The 3,906-nt window shown below is 67.9% G+C and carries 3 protein-coding genes and 1 pseudogene; 3 read left to right on the top strand and 1 reads right to left on the bottom strand.

Going from position 1 to position 3,906, the window contains the following annotated elements; all coding sequences use genetic code 11:
- Window positions 1-184 (bottom strand): annotated as a pseudogene (locus ACQKDV_RS18645) (phosphoglycerate dehydrogenase); the annotation flags it as partial.
- A 125-nt stretch (window positions 185-309) separates the two neighbouring features.
- Between ACQKDV_RS18645 and ACQKDV_RS18640 the strand changes: the two are divergent.
- The 3 genes from ACQKDV_RS18640 to ACQKDV_RS18630 all read left to right on the top strand — a co-directional run.
- On the top strand, window positions 310-1,698 hold the full coding sequence (locus ACQKDV_RS18640; protein ID WP_427785737.1) for an FAD-binding oxidoreductase: 1,389 nt from the start codon (window positions 310-312) through the stop codon (window positions 1,696-1,698).
- Window positions 1,699-1,760: 62 nt separating this feature from the next.
- Window positions 1,761-2,060 carry a DUF2388 domain-containing protein gene (locus ACQKDV_RS18635; protein WP_427785736.1) on the top strand — a complete coding sequence of 100 codons (300 nt, stop codon included), beginning with the start codon at window positions 1,761-1,763 and terminating at the stop codon, window positions 2,058-2,060.
- 115 nt (window positions 2,061-2,175) lie between these two features.
- On the top strand, window positions 2,176-3,906 hold a 1,731-nt coding region (locus ACQKDV_RS18630; RefSeq protein WP_427785738.1), incomplete at its 3' end, for a DUF4105 domain-containing protein.

Raw genomic sequence — 3,906 nt, 5'->3', positions numbered from 1 at the left:
CCTTGGTGTGCGCTTCGATCTGGCTGTAGCCGGCGGCGCTGAACACCTGTACGGCGGTCTGGCTGACCCCCTCCAGCAACAGCACGCGGATATCCTGCTTGGGGAACGAGGTCTTCTTCGGCGACATGGTGCGGCACGGCCAGTGGGACAGGGGCTGACCACTATGCCAGATCGCCGGGGTCATGGTGCGGTGCGGAAATGGTTGCATCCGTAGCCATTCCGGGCAGGTCCTTGCCGATTGACGGGGCTGGACGCTGGCCCGCAGCGCTGGCACGCTTGCCCGTTCTTCACGCACCGCGCTGGACTGTCATGACCGATTCCCGCATCGCCTCGCTGCAGCAGGCCTGTCCCGGCCTGAAGCTGAAGACCGACCCTGCCGACCTGGAGCATTACGGCCGCGACTGGACCCGGCGCTGGACGCCGGCGCCGCTGGCCATCGCCCTGCCGGCCACGGTGGAGGAGATACAGGCGGTGATGCGCTGGAGCGCGGCCGAGGGCGTGGCGGTAGTGCCCTCGGGCGGCCGCACTGGCCTGTCCGGTGGCGCGGTGGCGGCCAATGGCGAGCTGGTGCTCAGCCTGGAGCGGATGAACAAGGCGCTGGCCTACGACGCGGTCGACCGCACCCTGGTGGTGCAGGCGGGCATGCCGCTGGAAGCCGTGCACAACGCGGCGCTGGAACATGGCCTGATATATCCGGTGGATTTCGCCGCGCGTGGCTCGTGCTCGATCGGTGGCAACATCGCCACCAATGCCGGTGGCATCCGGGTGATCCGTTACGGCAATACCCGCGAATGGATCGCAGGGCTGAAGGTGGTCACCGCCAACGGTGAACTGCTGGAACTCAACAAGGGCCTGATCAAGAATTCCAGCGGCTACGACTTCCGCCAACTGCTGATCGGCTCGGAAGGCACGCTGGGGGTGATCGTCGAGGCCACGGTGAAGCTGACCGACCCGCCGCCGGCCAGCAACGTGATGCTGCTGGCCGTCCCCAGCTTCGACGTGCTGATGCAGGTCTTTGCCGCCTTCCGTGCGCGCCTGCAGCTGCAGGCGTTCGAGTTCTTCACCGAGCGTGCACTGGAACATGTGCTGGCGCACGGTGCGCAGGCGCCGTTCGATGAGGTGCACCCGTTCTACGTGGTCACCGAATTTGCCGCCAATGATGAAGCGCAGGAGGCGGCGGCGATGGCGGCCTTCGAGGACTGCATGGGTAATGGCTGGGTCAGCGATGGCGTGATCAGTGCCAGTGACGCGCAGGCCGCCCAGTTGTGGCGTCTGCGCGAGGGCATCACCGAGGCGGTGGCGCGCTACAAGCCGTACAAGAACGATGTCTCGGTGCGGATCTCGGCGATGCCGGCGTTCCTGGCCGAGACCCAGGCGCTGATCGGCCAGGCGTATCCGCACTTTGACGTGGTCTGGTTCGGCCATATCGGCGATGGCAACCTGCACATCAATGTGCTGAAGCCGGATGACACCAGCGACGCCGATTTCCTGACCCAGTGCGAGCACGTGACCAAGCTGCTGGCGCAGGTGCTGGCCCGTTTCGATGGCAGCATTTCCGCCGAACATGGCATTGGTCTGGTCAAGAAAGGCTATCTGGACAGCACCCGCGGCCCGGCCGAGATCGCGCTGATGAAGGCTGTTAAACGTGCGTTTGACCCCGAAGCGCGGCTGAATCCCGGCAAGGTGTTCGATGCCTGATGCAGGCAAAGACTTCACGCAACCATTACGCTCCACGCTACTCCATTGATGGCCTGACCCCGATGACCCGTCCGCTTCTGCTGCTTGCCCTGCTGTCCCTGCCGCTGGCCGGCTTCGCTTCCAGCTTCGCCGGGACCTCGGCCGGTTCGGCCACGGGCGCTTCTTCTGGTTCGTCCGGCAGCAGCTCCGGCGATGACAAGGTGGTGCTGGCCGCGCGCGACGACGCTGCTGCCTTTGTAGCCAGCGACGGCCAGATCCGCGGTGCACGCCTGCAGGCCGCGCTGGTGCAGCTGCGCGAACAGGATGCCGCTGCCCAGCAGCAGAGCGACCTGCAACTGGCACGCGCGCTGCTGGCGCGCTGATCTACGCCGCGTGTCGTTCGCGCGATCGCTCTCTGTCGAGCCGAGCCATGCTCGGCCGGATGCAGGGCACAGGCGGACGATCACCGCAGGCGCGCATGGCGTGGCTCTACTCCTGATGGCGCACGTTGCGCATGCGTCTGATCGCCTGCAGCTCGATCCCGCCGGTCTGAGCGAGCCGCAGCAGCAGCTGGCCCGGCAGACGCTGGACGATGTGCAGGCGCTGCTGCCCGATGGCCTGCTGCGCGCCTTGCCTGCGCAGGTGGGGGTGGCGTGGCGCGACGATCTGCCCGAGCAGGTCCATGGCCGCGCGTTCGCGGGCCGGGTTTCGTTGCGCCGGGATCTACTGGACGAGGGCCCGGCCAGTACCCGCCCTGCGCGCCTCAAAGCGCTGGTGCACGAGCTGGTCCATGTTGCAGATCGCCATGGCGCGGGCTGGTCGCACAGCGCGCGTTGGCGCGACCTTGCCGGTTGGCAGCGCAGGCCGTGGCACCTGGGGCGCGGCGGGAACCATTTCAGCGACCGCAGCCCGGATCGCTATGAGCTGAAGGATCCCGCCGAATACCTGGCAGTGAACGCCGAGCACTTCGTGCTGGATGCCGAATTCGCGTGCCGGCGGCCTGCACTGGCGCAGTGGTACCGGGAACACTTCGGCGCGCCGCCAGCGGTGCCGACGCCGCAGTGCGATGGCACCGTGCCACTGCTGCAGGCCGAGGCGGAAGAGGGGGCGGCATCGCTGCTGCAGCTGGACCCACGCCGCGTGTACGCCGTGGACTACCTGTTTGCCGAAGGCAGCGCACAGCCGATGAGCCGCTGGGGCCACAGCATGCTGCGCCTGGTGATCTGTCGCCCGGGTCGCGCGCCGGGGCCCGGGTGCCGGCTGGATCTGGAGTACCACCGCGTCCTGTCGTTCCGTGCCTTCGTCGGCGATGTGCAGATATCCAACTGGCGCGGCCTGACCGGCGGTTACCCCTCGCGCCTGTTCGTGCTGCCGCTGCAGCAGGTCGTGGACGAATACACCAAGGTGGAACTGCGTGGCCTGCAGTCGCTGCCGTTGAAGCTTGAGCGTGACGAGATCGCCAGCCTGCTGGAGCGCACGGCGCAGGTGCACTGGGCCTACGACGGACGCTATTACTTCGTCAGCAACAACTGTGCGGTGGAAACGGCCAAACTGCTGCAGGCAGGCGTACCACGCCTGGGGGAGGCGGGCCTGCCACAGCTGACCCCGCGTGGCCTGCGCCGCCGGTTGGTGCGCTTGAATGCGCTGGATGAACACGTGCTGGAAGACCCCGCGGTCGCGCAGGCGCAGGGGTATTACTTCGCCTCTGCGGGCGATCACTACCAGCAACTGTTTGCGGTGGCAGCTGCACGAAACGCGCTGCCAGTGCGCGATGTACGGGCGTGGCTGAAACTTTCCGCGCGGAAACGCGCACCGTGGCTGCTGCAGGGCGATGTGCGCGCCAGCGCGGGCCTGTTGCTGCTTGAACAGGCTGCGCAGCGGCGCGCCGAGCTGCGTGCGCGCAACACCCTCAAAGGCCGCCTGCTGGCGTCGCCGGACAGCCCCGCCACGGCGCAGTTGCGAGGGCTGCTGGAACAGAGCGGGCAGTGGCTGCGGCCGGGCACGCTATTGGCTGATGCCGGGTATGGGCTGCCCCTGGCCGAAGAGCAGGCCGTGGTGGCCGGGGCCGTCGCTGCCGCCAGTGCCAGGGCCATGCCGGCCTGGCAGTCGCTGCGCCAGCAGCTGCGCGCGCAGTTGCCGGCCGGGCAGCGTCAGGAACTGGACGGCATCGATGCCAACCTGGCCGCGCTCGGCCAGCGGCTGCGGGAACAGGCAGCCGCGCCGGTTGCG

The organism is Stenotrophomonas sp. NPDC077659 (assembly GCF_050268705.1).
In the GTDB taxonomy this organism is placed as follows: Bacteria; Pseudomonadota; Gammaproteobacteria; order Xanthomonadales; family Xanthomonadaceae; genus Stenotrophomonas.
Note: the sequence above shows the minus strand (reverse complement) of the source record. Positions and strands in the feature narration are given on the sequence as shown.